This window comes from Methanobacterium sp. (assembly GCA_030017655.1).
Lineage (GTDB): Archaea > Methanobacteriota > Methanobacteria > Methanobacteriales > Methanobacteriaceae > Methanobacterium_D.
Genome location: JASEIM010000001.1, coordinates 40,191 through 54,978 on the forward strand (window position 1 = coordinate 40,191; position 14,788 = coordinate 54,978).

A 14,788-nucleotide genomic window follows, 5' to 3' on the forward strand; every position below is an offset into this window, starting at 1 on the left:
CATGAAAGTAATTAACATGCCAGTAACTGATGATGTAATTAGGGACCTCGATGTGGGAGATAAGATTTTTATCCATGGTAAAATTTTTACAGGCAGAGATGCTGCACTTCCCAGACTTGTTAAATCACTAAAGCATGGGAAAAAATTAATTGATATCAATGGATCTGCTATAATGCACACAGCAGTGAGCGATGCAGGAATATCACCCACAACAAGTAATAAAGAAGAGATTGAAGAAAACATTCCCTATCTGGCAGGATCAGGAGTTAAAATTCATATTGGTAAGGGAGCTTTAAGCGAAAAAACCATTGAAGCACTGGATAAAGAGGATTCTATTTTTGTTGTTACTCCACCGGCTGCAGCACTTCTTACAAGCAAAGTTAAATCAAAGAAAGTAGCTGCATTTGCTGAAGAGGGAATGGAAGCGATTTATGAGTTGGAAGTGGTTGGAATTCCTGGAATTGTGGCTGTTGCTCATGGAAAATCTTTATATTGAATTACTTTTATAAACAAGGCCTTCCAAAACATATATCTCCAACATCTCCAAGACCAGGGATAATATATCCGTCTTTATTGAGTTTTTGGTCAACTGAACAGGTATAGATTTCAACATCCATGTGATTTTTAAATATTTTTTCTATTCCCGGTTCTGCAGATATGATATTAAAAATTACAAGCCTTTTGGGTTTACCCCTTTTTTTAATTTCATCTAAAATTGAGTTCATGGTACCTCCTGTTGCAAGCATTGGATCTGCAACTATCACGATTTTATTTTCTAAATCAGGCAGTTTTATATACTCCATTTTTGCCTTAAAAGGAGGTTCTTCGCTTCTCCACGCCCCAATAACCCCATATTCTGCTTCCTTAAATACTTTGGATATTCCTTCAACTAATGGAATTGCAGCCCTTAAAACGCTTACTACCACAATATCTTTCATATCTTTTATTTTAATCCCTTTAGCAGTTCCAAGGGGTGTTTCTACTGATACATGTTCTTTTTCTAAAGTATTTGCAAATTCATATGCAAATAATCTTCCAATTTCAATAATTCCAGACCGAAATTGAACGCGATCTATATTTTTATCCCTTATTCTGGTGAGATTTTCCTGTACAATGGTATGATCAATTATTTTTAACATAAAGTCTCCCTCTGGATGATTTAGTATATTAAGGCATGTACTTTCGAATCCCCGTATAGGTAGATCTCTGTATTTTGGATATAATAATTGATTTGTGCATGTTGGAACATTTATGTGACTGTCCGTGGGGAGGGCCTGATTGGATTAGGTATAGGAAGTGCTTGAAATATCTGTATTCTTTAAATGTTTCATTTTTGAAGTATCAGCCTTTACAGTAAATTTTCAATGTAAAAATTACCCAATTCATTTTGAAACCGGCGCTTCAATTTTTTCATCTGATTCTGCAGGTTTTACTCTTATGAATGTGAAATACCATAATGCTGCAAGGAGTATAATGCTGAAAACCATTCCTAAGATTCCTCTTTCCATGTCAAAGACATTTGTCATTTGAATTCCCAGTAAACCTATGCCGCTGCCCACTCCAAATAATGTATAAGTTGTAGTGTTCCATAGTGCATGGGAAAAGCTTGGTACAATAATTGAACCTGATTGGTACCTCAACAGCCCAAAAATCATTCCTGCAATGACACCTCCTCCTAAATATAAGGGGATCATTCCCATATTACTTGCAAATCCGGGATCTAGGAAGAATAGAGGAGCGTGCCATAAACTGAAGGCAACCGCAGTTAATAGAATGATTAGCTGCGGGTTAACTTTTTCCCTTTCAAGTATTCCAAACATCCAGCCCCTGAAAAATCCTTCTTCAGTGGCGACTGCCAGAATAAGTGTTGTAAAAAATAGTAATGCCACATTTCCAGGGACTTCAGCGTTGTAACTTATTGTTCCAAGGTTTCCTGTTAAATATGCCAGTATGATGATGGGAACAGCAATACTTAGAGGATATAATACTGCAGTTCCATAGTCTTTAAGTGTTCCTGAAGTTAAACCAAGCTCTTTAAAGCTAAGTTTAGTTAAATGAACCAGTATTAAAATAATCGGAAATATTACAAGTGATTGAAGCTTTTCAACATTAAGAATAACGGGCAATAGTGCGGTGATGGCCAGCATTATTATATACCCGATAAAAGCGGTTTTATATTTTTTAAACATTTGATAACCTCACATAATTTAATTAAAAAGGATATATTTTTCTAATTTGTTTTTTAAATACATTCAAGGCAGTTAAGATAGTTAAGATAGCTTTTTTTCAGATTGGGATAGGTCATATTTGTATTCTTTGAATGTTTAGAGGTATTACATCGCTTCCTGTGATAAAGTTGTTCAAATGTAAGATTTCGCTTTGTTTTTCCAAGATCTATGTATTTGCCATATTTTTAATTAAAAAATACACATTATTTATAATTTACTGTATCTAAATTTTTATATTTCAATTTAAATCAAACTTTTTTATAATTTAACATTTTTATGACAATAATGTAACTTATAAATATTTAATATATGTTTAAATCAGATTAAAAAATCAATTTAATACCAAACTATAAATATGGGATATGTAAGGCTATGTATTTCATATGCTCAAAAAATCTTTGATTTTTTACTGTTGCAAATCGAAGACTTGCAAATAACCTAAAAACTTTGTTTAAAAAAGTTGAACAAGAATTTTAATTTAGAAAAAAATGAAAACTATAATGAAGAATTATTCATTTGTTATTTAAAAGTTATAGCCAAGCAAATTCCAGAAATTTAACCACCACATGAAGATAATTAAAGCTGCTAGAACCAAGGTATAGTGTAATCTGTTTTTTAAGTCCCAGTAATTATTTTTCCAGACAAAAATGGCGCATATAAATGTACCCACAGTGAACACGCTTGCAATAACTGGAATTGTAAATAACAGCATTAATTGTGGAGGTGCCTGTAATTGGGTGTAATAAGCGTTAAAAGTGTCAGAGTAATTTAAGAGGAAGTAAAAACCAGATATAAAAGCTATTTGGAGTAAAACAGCTGTTCCTGCTAGCCAAAGGACATATTGCGAACCTTTTTTGGGTAAGAGGTTTTCTGTATTTCTTTTTTCTTTTAACCACATTATGGGCCATATGAATACAGAGGCAAACAACAAAATACAAAAGTAAAACAAAGTATTGGCAAATGAAGGATCTTCATACCATGGAATTCGTTCATAAGTGTAGATGTACACGTTTCCTCCTGAAAAAGAGGTTATCTGGCCATCTTTATTGGTTTTAAAAAAAACATCGCCCAATAACCAATTGGAGCCGTTAATACACTTAAATTTTAGAGTATATTCTGCAGGTATTAATTCCGAAATTTGACCGTTTCCATCTGTAATGTATATGGGGCCGTTTTCATGCAATTTAACATTATAATAAATGTTTGATTGGATTAAATACTTTTCTATGGTAGTATAAGGAGACTTAGTGAGTTTATAGGTCCCTGACAATATATCCGAACTTTTAGATGAACTTTCTGCGGAAGTGTTTTCACCTATAGTTGGGTAGAAATAATCCATGAATTTTATTATAAATTCTATGCGGGAATCTTTAGCACCTTCGCCATTGTAGGAGATGAATACGCCGGTATCTTCCTTTGGAATTAATAACATATAATTGGCGAAGGTACCTAAATCGCCGGGATGGCCAAGTACTGTCTGGTTATTCCAGTTATGCTCCATAAAGCCCAGGCACATGCTGTTAGTAGGATCAGCAGTAAACTGTACTGTTTTCATTTCTTTAGATGTGGAATCATTAAGGATTCTATTATTTTCATATGATCCATTCTGAAGATGTGCTATCATGAAATGTCCCATGTCCGGTCCGGTAGACCGTATTGCGCCTGCGGCTGCCATATTTATATAAGATTCTATGGGGATGTAAGCACCATTCTGATAAGCATATGATTTCGCTGTTCTTGATTCTAAATTAGCAGGTCCTGGCTGTTTAATGGTTGTATTATACATTTTCAATGGTAAAAAAATGTGTTCCTCCACGTAATCATCATAGGATTGGCCGGAAACTTCTTCCACGATATGTGCGGCTAAGGCTGTCCCATGATTAGAATATGAAATAGTCTCTCCAGGAGGCCTTACTCTTGCAGGTAAATTTTCTTTTAAGAAGTTACCGAGGGACTCGACTTCATCTATACTTTCTACTCCCATGCCTCGTGTTGTATCCTCGAAACCAGCGGTGTGAGTCATTAGATACCGCATGGTGATTGGTTTCCCAGGGTAGGTATCAGGGACTTTAAAATCAGTAAGATATGTATTTACATTTGCATCAAGGTCAATCTTACCTTCCTCCACCAGCTGCATAACGGCCGTCCAGACAAATAATTTGCTTACCGAGCCTACATGGAATAAAGTCTGGTTAGCTACAACTGGTGTTTTGTTAACAGGATCAGAATAACCATAACCCTTTGCAAAAATGATTTTATCATCTTTAACCACTACTACCGTGGCTCCAATGACATTATTTTTCTCAAGCTGTTCAGAAATAATTTTATCCATGAATGTTTCCACTTCAGCGGAGTTAACAGAATGATTATAGTTTAAATCTTGAGATATTCTATTATGGGTATTATTATAATTTGCTGAAAAGCTAAATTGGGCTGATGAGACAATTAAGATTAATAAAATAGTAAAACAAATAATAGAATTATAATTTTGTCTCATGATCAAAATTGATGTATGGTAATATATAAATTTAATTACCAGACTGTGTTTTGATCCTATTTAATGATTAAAAATGTATTATTTAGTATATTATGCACCTGAGATATAATTTCTATTTTTTTCATTTTGAATCATTTATTATAACTCTTTTACCCTCTGCAGTAGGTATAACCTTCATTTTTCCGCCTTCAAATTCTTTATCCAGCTCTTTTCCTTCAAATAGCATGTGTAAAAACACTGCAAGGGATGAAACCTCAGAATGGGGTTGTGTTGTAATTGAAACATTCCAATCTGCCTGTTTATATACTTTAGTTGGGACTCGTGCCCCGCCAACCACAACAAGCTTGTCTTTTGGTGAATCTCTAATATCATCCACTACTTCCTGAATCTGTGAGCCGTACATTGTAAGGTGTATTACTTCACCGCCATTATTTTTCCATTCATCTATTAAATTATCATAATTTTTTTTGTAGTCAACTTTAAAGTCACCACCCCATCGTTTAACAACATCTCTAACGTTTTTCATTAGTTTGGTGTCTTCATCTCCACTTAATATCACTTTATCTGCGCCGAAAGCTCTTGCTGTTAAACAAACATGGGTTGTAATTCGTGCATCTCTTTTTTGTCTGTGATCGAGTCTTAATACATTGATTTTCACTGTTATCATTCCTTAAAAATTAATTAAGGCAATAATCATCACTATAAGTGATGCTGTTCGCCCTATTTCATTTGAAGCTCCTAAAATATCTCCTGTTGCATATTTAAAATGTTTTCTGGCCACTAAAGCTATGATACATCCTCCAGTTAATCCTCCGATTATTCCTAGAATTCCAACAATATCTATGGCTATAAATCCAATTATTGAAGTTAATAGTAGGGATAATATTATGAGGGGTATGTTCATTGATTCTATAAAAAATTTACCAGTGCCGTTTGGAAAAGGCTTTGAAAAGGTTGCACAGGATATTAAACCTATTTTTGCAGCTATTTCTGATATTAGGAGTACTGAAACTATTAAGTTTGCAGGAATGGCATTAATTGCAGAAAATGTAATTAGAGCTATTATAAAGAAGAGTGAAATACCCCCTGTACCGATTGACATGTCTCTCATTACTTTTATCTTTTTTTCATGGTCTCCATGAACCATTAATCCATCGCCCATGTCTATAAGGCCATCCAGATGATGGAAACCGGTGAACCATATTGCAAAACTGTAAACTAATGCAGCTGTAATTAGTGAGGGTAGATGGAGTATGTTTAAAGATAAGTAGCCAATGCCACCTGTCAGTATACCAATTAAGCCACCAATAATTGGCCAGAACCATGTGAATGCGGCCATTTCTTCGATGGTTGTGTGAATATTTAGGGGTAAAATTGTAGAGAATGAAATTAATCCCATTATTCCTTTAAAAGGGTAAGAAGGTGAATTTTCTTTATTATCCATTATTATTCCTCAAAAATCTTTGACATGCATCCAGCAATAAGCCCAGCAAAAATATCGTCCAGCACAGGGCCAAGCTCTCCTATGATACCTGGTTTTTCCTCATCATACCTTTTAAAGTTGAATATTGCCTTGGTTCCAGCGATTTGATTGGCTACAGACATACCAAACACTTCATCTGAGTATAAATAGGCAGGATCATCATCTACATTTATTCCTTCTACCCTATGCTTTTTATAATCTTCTTCAAGCCTTATCCCTGCAATTATGAATGATACGACATTTAAATCTTCTAATGATCTAAGAATTTGTTTGTGGAGCTTTTCATAAAGTTCTTCACTTTTTTCAACTCCAACACAAAGTTCCATCCCTGCTTCAACCAGATCTTCTATTTTAATCCCTATCTCTTCGATATAATCCAAAACACTCTTTGAATAACCGCAGTTTAAGATGGATTGCTTTGTTGCTTTCCTTACACATTTCCCGATTAATGCTCGAAGTTCTTTTTCATCAACTTTTTCATTACTTTCTCCAGTACATGCTACAATTAAAGAATCACATTCATTACCTGTGGCTAAATCATATTCATGACTTCTAATATCCAAATCCCATAAAGCAGCTACTTTTGCTTCAATTGCCCATGAATACGATTTAATAAGTAATTCACGGCTTAAATTTTTGTTTATAATCAAGATTATGTTTATTGATCCCTTATCAACCGTAATTCCTTCTTCAGCGCCATTAATGTCTGAAATATCGGCTGAAATCACTGCAGTCACATGATTTAAAGTTTTAACAGTATACTGCGGGGTGTTCGTTATAATTACTGCTGCAGGTCCAAGTATTTCTTTGTTTTCTAGGAGTTTTTGAACATATTCTTTTTGATTTACATGTATTCTATTTTCAATAAAATGATCTATCAGTGTTTTAGCATTATAAAAGCCATTATTGGTAATTGAATTTCCAAATACGAAAAATTCCTTATTTCTTTGAATTATAAAAGTGTTTTTACATGTTATAATGTTAACATCATCCATGCAGATTTTTGTGTTCATTAAATCACCATATTACTCCTAATTATAATTAGATATTTTTTAGTTGAGACTGATAGATTAGCAACAGGGATTTTTATTTCTAATTTACCAATATTATAATATATAGAATCGATATATTTAGTAATAGGTGATGGCATGAAAGTTCATCTTAGGGTCTTTGTTGAGATCGAAAATTTAGGAAAAGCTATGAACGCCCTTACAGATGCTGGTATAACAGGTTTTTATATTTTAGAGTATAAAGGAATGTCTCCTCAGGATTGGAGGGGTTTTTCTATAAAGGAAGATCCTAAATCAGCCATAGAAATGATTAGACATCATTCACAGGATGCTATACTTGTTTGCAGCGTTGTAGATGAAGAAATGGTTGATAAGATAGTTGAATCAGTTTCAGATGCTTTAGAAGGCGAAAAATTCACTATACTGGAAGTTCCAATACGTAGAATTGTTGTTGGTAAAGGAAAGAGTAAAGAAGGATAGCTTTTATCAAGTTTTGGTTGTATATTATTTCTAGTTAATTCCTTTATTTACTTATTTTATGTTATATTTTAGATATGGATAATTATAAAATTCTCTTTTATATTATAATTATCATTGAAATCTATTTTTGATATTGATAATATAATTTAAAATTAAAGTCATTTAAAAGGCTTATTTTTTTTATTTTTGAAATAAACGTGATTTTTATACGATAAAAATTTTCAAAAGGAATATTTCCACTAATTTTATTCTAAAAAGTAAAATTAGGGCAAAAATCATCAGTATTTCTGGAGATTATTTCATAAAATATTTATATAAAGTATTACAGAAATTAAAAATAATACTTTTGTCATATGGGGGTGTTAATTATGCTCCAGCTGGTTCAGGGTACCTAACCCTAGTGGCAGTGTTAACAATCTGAACCAAAATAAATGGGGTGTGATTAAATTAAGGGAAAAATAAAAATTAGCACGAAATTTGCACTGCTATTAATAGCAGTGCTACTGATTGCAAGTCCTTTGGCAGTATCAGCCCGTGAACTTGGGGCTTATAATATTGTGGTAACTGAAGATTATGTAAAAGCCACAGGAAGATGTACTTGTAGTCTGCAAATGGACTATGCTTATCATACAGCAACATTTAAGAATTATTGCCCTAATTGTCATTCCAGGGGAACATTGAACTATGAACAGGGTTCAGGATATCACAATCCAGAAGGAATGTGGTACTGTACGAGATGCGATATGGATTTTTGCCTTGTTCATGGAAAAGAACATATTCGTGGTTCTAATATTTATCTGATACCTATAAAAAATCATAGAACAAAAAAAATAACTCATAATGTTCAGAAAGTAAAGGCTCAAACAAATACTGAAAAATATATCCAGATTGTTGTAAATGATAAAAAGTACTCCATAGGGAAATCTGCAATTGAAAAAATTAAAAATAACAGTTTCTGGTTGGAAAAGCTGAATATTTCAGCTTAATTTTTCTATTTTTTTAAATAAAATTATTCTAAGAAAATTAAATATATTTTTAAATTAAGGTAATCTAACGCCCGTAAGCCAGAAATCTTCAATAGATTTCACTACTTTTAGAAACTGATCAAAATCTACGGGTTTTGTGATAAAACAATTAGCATGATTACTGTAAGCCTGATTTATATCTTCTTTAGTGCTTGATGTGGTTAAAATAACTACAGGTATACATTTAAGTTTAGGATCTTCCTTAATTTCTTTTAAAACTTCACGACCATCCTTTTTAGGAAGGTTCAAATCAAGCAGTATAATATCTGGACGAGAACGGTCTTTGTATTTTCCCTCTTGATGAAGATAATCCATTGCAGTAACTCCATCTTCAATTACATGCATCTTATTTTTGATTTTAGAATCCTTTAAGACCTCAAATACAAGACGTGCATCAGCAGGGTTATCTTCTATAAGCAGAATTTCAACTGGTTTATTAATGGCTTCATTTTCCATGTTTTTAACTCATCTGATTGGTACTATTATTTTTTTGATATATAAATTATATTATAAATAATTATTAATACATAATGCTTTATGTTTAAATCTCCCAAAATCTAAATTTAAGGGATATGAATAGTTTAAAGCCATATATAAATATTTAAATAAACCTAAAATAGTTAGTATGTTTAATAATATATTAAATTGGGTTTAAAAAGATTAAATGGGCGAATGAATGGATTGAAACTGCTTAATCATCGGTTTATAAGTTTAAATATTTATATTGGAGATAAAACAGATTAAGATTAAAGTTAATGTAATTTTTTAATAAGGAACTTGATAAAATGGTGTTAGTTTTAGACCCTCAAAATGCAGGAATTTCTGGAAACATGGTTTTAGGCGCATTAATAGATATGAATGTAAATGTTGATGAAGTAATTTCAATTATAAAAAGTTATGCATCTCCATTTGGAAATATTGATATTAATATAAGTCAAATTCAAAAATCAGGTATTCTGGCAACGTATGTAGATATTAAATGCGAGGATCAAAATAAAATTAGCTACAGTGAGTTAATTGAAACATTAGATGGGGTCAACCTCAAAACCAATGTTAATATCTTAAATTTTGCAAAAAAGGTGTTTCATACCCTTGCCGTTGCTGAATCAAAGGTTCATGGCACATCAATAGGTAGGGTTCATTTTCATGAAGTTGGAGCTGCCGATGCAGTTGCAGATATTATTGGATCGGCATATTGTTTTTACAAACTTGGATTCAACACCAAAAAAGTTTATGGAATGCCTGTTGCACTTGGAGGGGGTAGAATTAACAGCATGCATGGAAAACTCAGTGTTCCGGCCCCTGCAACCCTTGAAATATTAAAAAATGTTCCTGTATTCGGCGGACCTGTAGGTTATGAACTTACAACACCTACAGGGGCTGCGCTATATGTTAATATGGTTGATGAGTTCTGCAATTTTTATCCATTGATGAACAGTAAGAAGATTGGATATGGTGCAGGAAGTATGGATCTGCCTATTCCTAATGTTTTCAGGATTATATCAGCTGATTCAAGCATTTCTACTGATAATGTCAGTATTTTGGAAACCAATCTTGACAACATCACAGGAGAAGTGTTGGGACATTCATTTAATAAATTTTTAGATGCCGGAGCATTAGATGTCACAATTATTCCGATTTTAATGAAAAAAAATAGGCCAGGACACCTTCTAAGGGTAATTGCTAAACCTGAAGACTGTGATAAGGTTTCTGAAGCTATAATCAGGGAAACTGGAACCCTTGGGGTACGGGTGTTACCTTATGTTCATAGAAATGTGGTTAATAGAGAAATTATTGAGATAAAAATTGAAATTGGTGGAATAGAAAAGGATATACAGATTAAAGTTGGAACTATTGGCAAGGAAATAATAAATTATAGTCCAGAATATGAAGATGCAAAAAAAATAGCTGATGAGATGGGAATACCCCTAAAAGATGTCATGAAAAAGGCTAATGAGTCATTTAAAAAGCTTTTGGATGAATAATAAAAATAAGGATGGTTTAATAATGAAATCGCTGCTTAAACACGTTAAATGGATAATGGGCATATTAATAGCTGTATTGATAGTTCTTTCAGTAATTACAATTTGGAGAGGAGAATTTAATGTTATTATCGGTATAGTTATTGTTCTATTAACTGCAGTAATTGTACTTCTTACTGCATGGGGCTCAATGGAATTTAAGAAAAAAAATAATGAAAAAAAAGTGTTAAGAGCAGTTAAAAATGAGTTAGAATATAATTTGCAGATTTTAGGGCATAACCAGGATATTCTTGATAAAGAACTTAATTTAATAGAAGATAATAAATTTTCTGATAGTCCAAAAAGGAATAAATTAGTATATGAGCCTTTGATGCCTCTTAAAGTGGGTTTCTGGGAGCTTATAATTGTCGATCTTTTCCCTGATGAAATCAAAAAATCAGAACTCTTTGTAAAAATCAGAGACATTGATATGAAGGCAAATAAAATAAATGAATATATAAAAAGCAGGGAAAATTACAAAAATGCCAATATTGAGGCCTATGACATATCTTCAAAGGTTAAAAGATATGATAGGATGTTATTGGAGGACATTGAAAAGCTCAGAAAAGCTCTTATGAAATTAGGAATGCAGATTTATAAGTTATGTTAATTCTGACTAAAAGAGGAATATCATGGATGAAAAGCCAAAAGCAATATCTGTTCTCTCAGGAGGACTCGATTCAACAGTAGCAACAGCATATTTCAATGATAAATATGAAATTCATGCTATAACATTTGATTATGGTCAGAGAAGCGCTAGAATGGAAATAGAATCATCAAGAGCAATATGCGATTTTTTCGGGATTCAAAATACAGTAATAGAACTCCCATGGCTTAAAAGGCTTGGAAAATCAGCATTAACATCTGCTGCTGAGATTCCAAAACTTAAAGCAGAACAGCTGGATGATAAAGAAATTTGCGATGAAACAGCCAGAAAAGTGTGGGTCCCAGGACGAAATGTGGTATTTACAGCCATAGCTACTTCATTTGCAGAAGCAGAAGATGCTGAAATAATAATTGTTGGATGGGATCTTGAAGAAGCTGTTACATTCCCTGATAACTCAAAAGAATTCTTAAATGCATTTAATAATGTTTTAGAAATAGGAACATTTGAATATTTGGAAATTAAAGCTCCACTTATAGAGTTAAATAAAAATGAAATTGTTAAGCTGGGCGATAAAATTAATGCACCAATGAATTTAAGCTATTCATGCTATTTAGGTGAAAAAGAGCATTGTGGTGTTTGTGAATCATGTATGAGGCGAAGAAGAGCTTTTAAGGAAGCTAAAATTATAGATAATACTAATTATATTAATTAAAGCTAATTTAAAATAACTCCACGTTTTATTCACCTTTTTTAAACAACTATTTTATTAAATAGATTAATAGTAGGTGTATTTATTTGAGTGAAAATAAACAAAATAACTCTTCCATTAATCAACTTAAATTAAATTTTAAGGTTATTTTTTTTATGTATTTATCCAATATTTAAGGAATTAGGAGTTTAAAAGTATTCAATGGAAAAAAAATCTTTATTTAAATCCACCATAGACTGCAACACCATAATATTTCCATATTACATCAATATCTTTAAAACCAATTTCACCTAACCAGTTTATCTGATCAACTAATTTTGCAGGGTGATCTTCATCAAGTGATGCAGGTATCCATTTTTCTTCTATTTCTTCTATGCTGATGCTTCTATTCATGAATTCCTTCCATCTGGCAATGTATAAATCATTTAAATATTCGTTTGAGCCTAAAATCACATCAGCATTTAAAAATACGCCCCCATGATTTAGAGCATTATATATTTTCCTGTAGAATCTCTTTTTATCATCATCAGTTGCCAGATGGTGCAGGGCTAATGATGATACAATAACATCATATTTTTCTGGGAAATCAAAGGTATAAAAATCGCCAGTTATATATTTGATATTATCATGATCATTTAATTTAATTTTAGCCATTTTAATCATGTTTTCAGCAAGATCAAGGCATCTAATTTCTGAATTTTCGAATTTTTCCTTCAAGGATTTAGTTATTGTGCCAGTACCACATCCAAGATCAATTACTTTAAATGAATCCGTATTTTTAAAAGGAATTGAACTAACCAGAGCATTAACCATCTGTTTATATTGTGGAATCAATTTTAAAATGAGTTCATCGAATTCTGCCGCTTCTTCTTCAAAATGAGCCTTAACTTTCTTACTTTTCAAATCTATTCACCATAAAAATAATTAAAAAAAGGAGATTATTTAATAACCATTAATGTATCACCGGCATTTACAGTGTCTCCTTCTTCAACAAAGATATCAACTACAGTACCAGAGCCTGAAGCATGAATATCATTTTCCATTTTCATTGCCTCTAAAACAGCAACTACATCTCCCTCATTTACCTTATCTCCTTCATTAACTTTGAGTTTAAGGATCATTCCCTGCATTGTGGAAGTTACTCCTCCTTCAACAGGTCCTGATGGGGCTTGAAGGCTTCCAGCACTTTCAATTTCCATATATCCAATAGGAAGTACTTTAACATTGAAGACTTCACCATCAACATCAACAGCATATTCTGTGGGAACTCCTGATGGTTCTGAAGGTGTTTCTGCAGATTTTGGGGGTGCTAAAGGTTCTTCTTCTGCCTCTCCTTTTAAGAATTTGGGGGCAACGGCAGGATATAATGCATAAGTTAAAATATCCTCTTCTTTTTTGATAATTCCCAGCTTTTCTGCTTCTTCTTTGCATTTTTCAAACTGTGGTTCCAGTAAATCTCCAGGCCTTACGGTTATTGGTTTTTCATCTCCAATAATTTTTTTCCGGATGTCTTCATTAACTGGTGCTGGAGGTTTTCCGTATAATCCTTTTAAGTAATCTTTAACCTCTTTTGTAACAGATTTGTATCTTTCTCCACCCAGCACATTCATAACTGCTTGAATTCCAACTATCTGGCTTGTTGGAGTTACAAGTGGAGGATATCCAAGATCTTTTCTTACCCTTGGAACTTCTTCAAGCACATCTTCATATCTATCAAGTGCATTTTGAACCTTAAGCTGTGAAACAAAATTTGAAAGCATTCCTCCGGGGATCTGGTAAATTAAAACTTCTGTATCCACTTGCTCCGCGATTGGATCTAAAATACTGCTATATTTTTCCCTTATCCCCTCAAAGTATTTTTTAATGTGTGTAAGAAGTTTTAGATCAAGTTCAGTGTCGTAAGGGGTACCCTGAAGTGCTGCCACTATACTTTCGGTTGGTGGTTGTGATGCTCCCCAAGATAATGGTGATATTGCAGTATCTAAAAGGTCTACACCTGCCTGACACGCTGCATAATAACTCATAGGGGTCATACCACTTGTACAATGGCAATGTAAGTTCACAATCAAATCAGTTTCTTCTTTAAGAGCTTTTACGAGTTCATAAGTATCATGGGGAGATATAAGCCCTGCCATATCCTTTATTGCTACTGAATTACATCCTAATACTTCTAATTCTCTTGCAAATTCCACATATTTTTCTAATGTGTGATATGGACTTACTGTATATGATATTACTCCCTGAACATGAGCATCCTGTTCATGCGCAACTTTTATGGCATATTCCATGTTCCGTATGTCATTTAAGGCATCAAATATTCTGAAAACATCAATTCCGTTTTCATAGGATTTTTCGACAAATCTTCGCACTATATCGTCGGGATAGTGTTTGTATCCAACCAGGTTTTGACCTCGAAGTAGCATTTGAAGTTTTGTCTTTTTTATCTCTTCTTTAAGCTGTCTTAGCCTTTCCCAGGGGTCTTCATTTAAGTATCGTATGCATGTATCGAATGTTGCTCCGCCCCAGACTTCCATTGAGAAATATCCAACTTTATCCATCTCTTCAGCAATAGGCAACATATCTCTTGTCCTCATTCTTGTTGCCAGGAGAGATTGGTGTGCATCACGAAATGCTGTTTCAATGATTTTAATCTTTTTCATAATGACCCTCACAATAAGATTCAAAAAATTTAGTATCTCACTATATTTAGTCTTAACTGCCTTATAAA

General features: G+C 33.0%; 15 protein-coding genes. 6 read left to right on the forward strand and 9 right to left on the reverse strand.

The features are described from left to right. The first annotated feature begins 1 nt into the window (after window position 1). Entirely contained in the window at window positions 2-496 is a 495-nt protein-coding gene (locus tag QMD61_00215) for a fumarate hydratase C-terminal domain-containing protein (GenBank protein ID MDI6723047.1), read from the forward strand. Window positions 497-503: 7 nt separating this feature from the next. Here QMD61_00215 and upp read toward each other — a convergent pair whose 3' ends face one another. The 6 genes from upp to QMD61_00245 form a co-directional block, all read right to left on the reverse strand. Continuing rightward, on the reverse strand, window positions 504-1,139 hold the full coding sequence (upp, locus tag QMD61_00220) for a uracil phosphoribosyltransferase (protein ID MDI6723048.1): 636 nt from the start codon (window positions 1,137-1,139) through the stop codon (window positions 504-506). A 243-nt stretch (window positions 1,140-1,382) separates the two neighbouring features. Beyond that, entirely contained in the window at window positions 1,383-2,189 is an 807-nt protein-coding gene (locus tag QMD61_00225) for a CPBP family intramembrane metalloprotease (protein ID MDI6723049.1), read from the reverse strand. 562 nt (window positions 2,190-2,751) lie between these two features. Then, window positions 2,752-4,560, reverse strand: coding sequence for a serine hydrolase domain-containing protein (locus tag QMD61_00230; GenBank protein MDI6723050.1), 1,809 nt, complete (start codon window positions 4,558-4,560; stop codon window positions 2,752-2,754). A gap of 286 nt (window positions 4,561-4,846) precedes the next feature. Next, complete coding sequence (locus QMD61_00235; GenBank protein ID MDI6723051.1) at window positions 4,847-5,383, reverse strand: tRNA (cytidine(56)-2'-O)-methyltransferase; 537 nt, start codon at window positions 5,381-5,383, stop codon at window positions 4,847-4,849. Between the two features lie 12 nt (window positions 5,384-5,395). Continuing rightward, complete coding sequence (gene cobS, locus QMD61_00240; protein ID MDI6723052.1) at window positions 5,396-6,169, reverse strand: adenosylcobinamide-GDP ribazoletransferase; 774 nt, start codon at window positions 6,167-6,169, stop codon at window positions 5,396-5,398. Window positions 6,170-6,171: 2 nt separating this feature from the next. Further along, a complete protein-coding gene (locus QMD61_00245; GenBank protein MDI6723053.1) occupies window positions 6,172-7,221 on the reverse strand; it encodes a phosphatidylglycerophosphatase A in 1,050 nt (349 codons plus the stop codon). 135 nt (window positions 7,222-7,356) lie between these two features. Here QMD61_00245 and QMD61_00250 point away from each other — a divergent pair, with 135 nt between their 5' ends. Beyond that, complete coding sequence (locus QMD61_00250) at window positions 7,357-7,698, forward strand: MJ1244 family protein (protein MDI6723054.1); 342 nt, start codon at window positions 7,357-7,359, stop codon at window positions 7,696-7,698. Between the two features lie 518 nt (window positions 7,699-8,216). Then, window positions 8,217-8,684, forward strand: coding sequence for a hypothetical protein (locus QMD61_00255; protein ID MDI6723055.1), 468 nt, complete (start codon window positions 8,217-8,219; stop codon window positions 8,682-8,684). A gap of 54 nt (window positions 8,685-8,738) precedes the next feature. Here the strand turns inward: QMD61_00255 and QMD61_00260 are convergent, their stop codons facing one another. After that, a complete protein-coding gene (locus tag QMD61_00260) occupies window positions 8,739-9,179 on the reverse strand; it encodes a response regulator (protein MDI6723056.1) in 441 nt (146 codons plus the stop codon). A gap of 329 nt (window positions 9,180-9,508) precedes the next feature. On the opposite strand from QMD61_00260, the gene larC reads away from it, so the two are divergent. From larC to queC, 3 genes are read left to right on the forward strand one after another with little or no spacing between them, the layout of a single operon-like run. Further along, entirely contained in the window at window positions 9,509-10,708 is a 1,200-nt protein-coding gene (larC, locus tag QMD61_00265; GenBank protein MDI6723057.1) for a nickel pincer cofactor biosynthesis protein LarC, read from the forward strand. A gap of 22 nt (window positions 10,709-10,730) precedes the next feature. Further along, window positions 10,731-11,354 (forward strand): hypothetical protein, encoded by a 624-nt coding sequence (locus QMD61_00270; GenBank protein MDI6723058.1) that lies wholly within the window; start codon window positions 10,731-10,733, stop codon window positions 11,352-11,354. A gap of 22 nt (window positions 11,355-11,376) precedes the next feature. Further along, on the forward strand, window positions 11,377-12,063 hold the full coding sequence (gene queC, locus QMD61_00275) for a 7-cyano-7-deazaguanine synthase QueC (GenBank protein MDI6723059.1): 687 nt from the start codon (window positions 11,377-11,379) through the stop codon (window positions 12,061-12,063). Between the two features lie 213 nt (window positions 12,064-12,276). Here the strand turns inward: queC and QMD61_00280 are convergent, their stop codons facing one another. Both QMD61_00280 and oadA read right to left on the reverse strand, forming a co-directional pair. Beyond that, complete coding sequence (locus QMD61_00280) at window positions 12,277-12,963, reverse strand: class I SAM-dependent methyltransferase (protein ID MDI6723060.1); 687 nt, start codon at window positions 12,961-12,963, stop codon at window positions 12,277-12,279. A gap of 35 nt (window positions 12,964-12,998) precedes the next feature. Beyond that, window positions 12,999-14,720, reverse strand: a complete 1,722-nt coding sequence (gene oadA, locus QMD61_00285) for a sodium-extruding oxaloacetate decarboxylase subunit alpha (protein ID MDI6723061.1) — start codon at window positions 14,718-14,720, stop codon at window positions 12,999-13,001. Between the last annotated feature and the right edge of the window lie 68 nt (window positions 14,721-14,788).

Bases quoted from the DNA above. Each gene is read 5' to 3' on its own strand.
- oadA (MDI6723061.1), bottom strand. From the start codon at position 14,720: ATGAAAAAGATTAAAATCATTGAAACAGCATTTCGTGATGCACACCAA.
- QMD61_00225 (MDI6723049.1), bottom strand. From the start codon at position 2,189: ATGTTTAAAAAATATAAAACCGCTTTTATCGGGTATATAATAATGCTG.
- queC (MDI6723059.1), top strand. From the start codon at position 11,377: ATGGATGAAAAGCCAAAAGCAATATCTGTTCTCTCAGGAGGACTCGAT.
- larC (MDI6723057.1), top strand. From the start codon at position 9,509: ATGGTGTTAGTTTTAGACCCTCAAAATGCAGGAATTTCTGGAAACATG.
- QMD61_00270 (MDI6723058.1), top strand. From the start codon at position 10,731: ATGAAATCGCTGCTTAAACACGTTAAATGGATAATGGGCATATTAATA.
- upp (MDI6723048.1), bottom strand. From the start codon at position 1,139: ATGTTAAAAATAATTGATCATACCATTGTACAGGAAAATCTCACCAGA.
- QMD61_00250 (MDI6723054.1), top strand. From the start codon at position 7,357: ATGAAAGTTCATCTTAGGGTCTTTGTTGAGATCGAAAATTTAGGAAAA.
- QMD61_00245 (MDI6723053.1), bottom strand. From the start codon at position 7,221: ATGAACACAAAAATCTGCATGGATGATGTTAACATTATAACATGTAAA.
- QMD61_00260 (MDI6723056.1), bottom strand. From the start codon at position 9,179: ATGGAAAATGAAGCCATTAATAAACCAGTTGAAATTCTGCTTATAGAA.
- QMD61_00230 (MDI6723050.1), bottom strand. From the start codon at position 4,560: ATGGATAAAATTATTTCTGAACAGCTTGAGAAAAATAATGTCATTGGA.
- QMD61_00215 (MDI6723047.1), top strand. From the start codon at position 2: ATGAAAGTAATTAACATGCCAGTAACTGATGATGTAATTAGGGACCTC.
- cobS (MDI6723052.1), bottom strand. From the start codon at position 6,169: ATGGATAATAAAGAAAATTCACCTTCTTACCCTTTTAAAGGAATAATG.